General features: G+C 74.5%; 2 protein-coding genes. Both read right to left on the bottom strand.

The annotated features are described in order from the left end of the window. Nucleotides 1-16 precede the first annotated feature (16 nt). Complete coding sequence (locus G4D87_RS35735; protein ID WP_163787236.1) at nt 17-1,054, bottom strand: effector-associated domain EAD1-containing protein; 1,038 nt, start codon at nt 1,052-1,054, stop codon at nt 17-19. Between the two features lie 207 nt (nt 1,055-1,261). Continuing rightward, nucleotides 1,262-3,363: alpha-2-macroglobulin family protein (locus G4D87_RS35730; protein WP_163787234.1), on the bottom strand; the 2,102-nt coding region annotated here is incomplete at its 5' end.

Here is a 3,363-nt window from a genome sequence, read left to right as displayed (position 1 = left end):
GCCTCCACTTCGCGCCCTACCCCCAGCCCAGCTGGCTCAACATGCTCCCGGACAGGCTGCCGCGGATGGTGTCGATGGGGATGCCCTCGTTGTGTCCCACCGACGCGGACGGGACGCGGGGCCCGCCGCTGTGGTGCAGCGCGGCCAGCCGCAGGTCCTGGGTGAAGCAGGGGGCCCCCGAGGAGCCCGGCCCCGTACACGCGCGGTACGCCACGCGCGTGCGGCCCGGGTTGACGCCCAGGAACTCATCGAGCGCGACGCTCATGGGCTGGCCCGCCGGGTGCTGGACGATGAGCACCAGGCTGCCGGGCGTGAAGGACTCCCGCGAGTCGGGCAGCGCCAGCCAGCCTCGGGGCTCCCCGTCGACCAGGTCCTCGCCGGGCACGCCCGCCACCTCCAGGAAGGCGTAGTCCAGCTCGCCCGGCGTGGCATCGCGCGGACGCGGGTGCATCAGGTCCGCGGGGCTGTAGGGACTGCGCGCCAGACAGCGCGTCACGCGGTACACCGTCCCCGGATGGAGCAGCGTCCCGTCCTGGAGGACCTTGCGGCCGAAGCGCACCCGCAGCGACTCCAGCAGCCTGTTCTCGATGACGTGGAAGTTGGTGAGCACGACGTTGGGGGACACCAGGAAGCCCGTGCCCAGCGCCGCGCCCACCTCCGGCTCCACGCGGCACACCTGTCGCTCGATGGAGGTCAGGCGCTTGCGCCAGCGCTCGCGCTCGGTGTCCGCCCGGCCGCTGCCGAAGATGCGCTCCAGTCCGACGCGGGGGATGCTGCGCTGGACGGACGCGAGGTACACCTGCACGAAGCGTTGGAGACGGGGGTGCCGGGGCAGGGCCTGGTAGACGCCGCGAATCAACTCGCGCAGCCAACCCTCCGCCTCCGCCATGTGGATGAGCGTGAAGACGCGCTCACGCAGCCCGCCGGAGATGCCCAAGGCCTCCAAATCCCTGCGGCAGGTGGCGGCCACGACCCGGCGAAGGTGCTCCACCGATGCAAACGCGCTGGTCAGCGCCCGCTGTAGCTCGTCCCTCTCCGCGCCGTCGAGCTCCATGCTTGCCACCCACGACGAAACAACCCTGGGAGTGGTTGCGACTCCGTGTTGCTGCTGGGAAACCTGTGCATCCCCTGCGTGGGTGCCCAGTTGGGAGCGCGGACTACATTTCCTGGAGGCTCGTGAAGTCACCACGAGTCGACACATAACGCGCCCCCCGGCACCAGGGCAGTGGCCCGGGGGGCAGGACGTGACAGCGACGGCTCCTCAGCGGATGGCCCACGTAGCGGGGGGTACGTAGGACACCAGGTCAGGCCGCGACAGGGCCACCAGTGAAGAGGCGCCTCCCTGGAGCGTGCCCGCCAGCGTCGGGATGACGCGGAAGCGCGCCTGGAAGGGCTCGCCCGGCCCTCGGGGATGAAGCCGCAGCGTCACCGCGCCATCCTCGCTCTCCCAGGACGCCACCTTCCCTTCGTCCACGAGCGCCTCCAGGCTGGCGGTGTCCACCTGCACGCCCGCGGGCAGCCCGTGGCGAAGCACCAGCGCCAGGCCTGACGGCGTGGACGCCTGGAGCGTCACCTCCGACGGCTGCCCCACCTTCGCGTCCGAGGGCACCTGCACGGACAGCTCCAGGCCTGCCTGGGCCTGCTGCGTCCACGGCACCGCGGCGCTCAACGCCAGCGCGAAGCCCAGCCCGGGCACCGCGGGCTCCGCGCGCACCGTCCAGGTATGCGCGCCGCCAGAGCCCGGAGCCGCCGCCTCCAGCGACATCACCTCGCGCAGGGCCTTGGCGTCGAAGGTGCCTTCGGTGATGACCTGGCCGTCCCGCTCCAGCACCACCCGCACCTGGGCGGGCAACGGCTCGCGGAAGAGGGACACCACGGCCTGCAACGCCAGGCGGTTGGCGCGCCCGTTGCCCCAGCCATTCACCGGCTCGTAGCTGGCGAGCAACGCGGCGCCCAGGTCCGCCACGGGGGCCTTCGCGTCGCCCTCCAGGGCCAGCACGGCCAGCGCGGTGGCCTCGGCCTCCGTCGGCGTGCCGCCGGCGGCGTCCACCACGCCCTCCTCCACGGGAAGGAACGCGGCGCCCTCGTCGCGCCGCTGCACGGCGTCCCGCACCTGCTCGCGCAGTGAATCGCGCAGCGAGCCCGTCACCGCGCCGCTCGCGAGCAGCGCCGCCGCCGTGTAGCCGTCCTTGACGTGCGCCCGGTTGCGCTCCAGCGCGCCCGAGGCCCGCGCCGTGAAGAAGGCCGCGCGGCGCTTGCCCTCCGGCGTCACCGCCGCCGCCGTCACCGCGCGCGTGCAGTCCGCGGTGGCCACCAGCAGCCGCTGGAGCGTCCAGCCGGAGCCGCCCTGACAGGTGCCATCCGGAAGCTGCGCCGCCGCCACCTGCGCGGCCAGCCGCTCGCCCAGGCGGGCCAGCACCGGGTTGTCCGGATGCGCCAGCGCGCCCTCCGCCAACAGCGCCGCCGTGGCCACGTCCGGCGCGCGGCTCCACCGCAGCGCGCGCTGCGTCGCCCGCATCAGCCCCGTCCGCACCGCCTCCACGTCCACCTCGCCGGGCTCCGGAGGCACGGGCGCCTTCAGCCGCTGCCCGGGCGTGCTCAGCGCCTCCAGCGCCTGGGCGGACCGCGTCTCGCCCAGCGCGGTCAGGAGCCGCGGCGCGCGGCCCGCCAGCAGCAGTGAATAGGCCACGCCGGCCGCGTCCTCGCGTGAGCTCGCGTTCAGCAACTCCGAGCGCAGCACGCCCAGCCCGCCGGGGAACACCCGCACCCGGACGCGCTCGCTCCCTGGCTGCGCGTCCACCGCCCCGGTGAGCGACAGCGCGCGCGGCGCCGCCAGCGTGCCACCGCGCGTCTCCACCACCGGGCGCCCCGTGGACCACACGGGGAAGTCCCGCACCACCGCGTCGGTGGCGCCCAGCGCCGCGCGCACCGCCACCTGCCCCGGCGTGGCCACCCGCACCGTGACGTACTCCACCACGCTGCCGCGCGCCGGAACGCGCACGGTGCGGCTGCCGCCCTCCACCAGCGCGCCCGGCACCTCCACCTTCAAGGACGCCTCCACCGCCGCGTCCGTGGTGTTCATCACCTGCACCGGCATCCGCACGGCGTCGCCCGCGCGCAGGAAGGCCGGCAGCACCGGATCCACGTACGTGGGCAGCGTGCCCGTGAAGGACGTCACCGTGCCGGACTGCGCGCCCGAGCGCGAGTGCGCCAGCGCCAGCACCCGCCACTGCGTGAGGCGGTCCGGCACGCGCACCGGCACCGTCGCCACGCCGGACGCGTCCGTCACCACCAGGGGCTCGAAGAGGAACGTCTCCGGGAACCAGGCGCGGCTGGGCGTGGCGCCCGCCTCCGCGCCACCCC

The sequence above is a fragment of the Myxococcus vastator genome (assembly GCF_010894475.1).
Taxonomy (GTDB): Bacteria; Myxococcota; Myxococcia; order Myxococcales; family Myxococcaceae; genus Myxococcus; species Myxococcus vastator.
The sequence above is the reverse complement of the archived record's forward strand: the minus strand, read 5'-3'. Positions and strand labels throughout refer to the sequence as shown.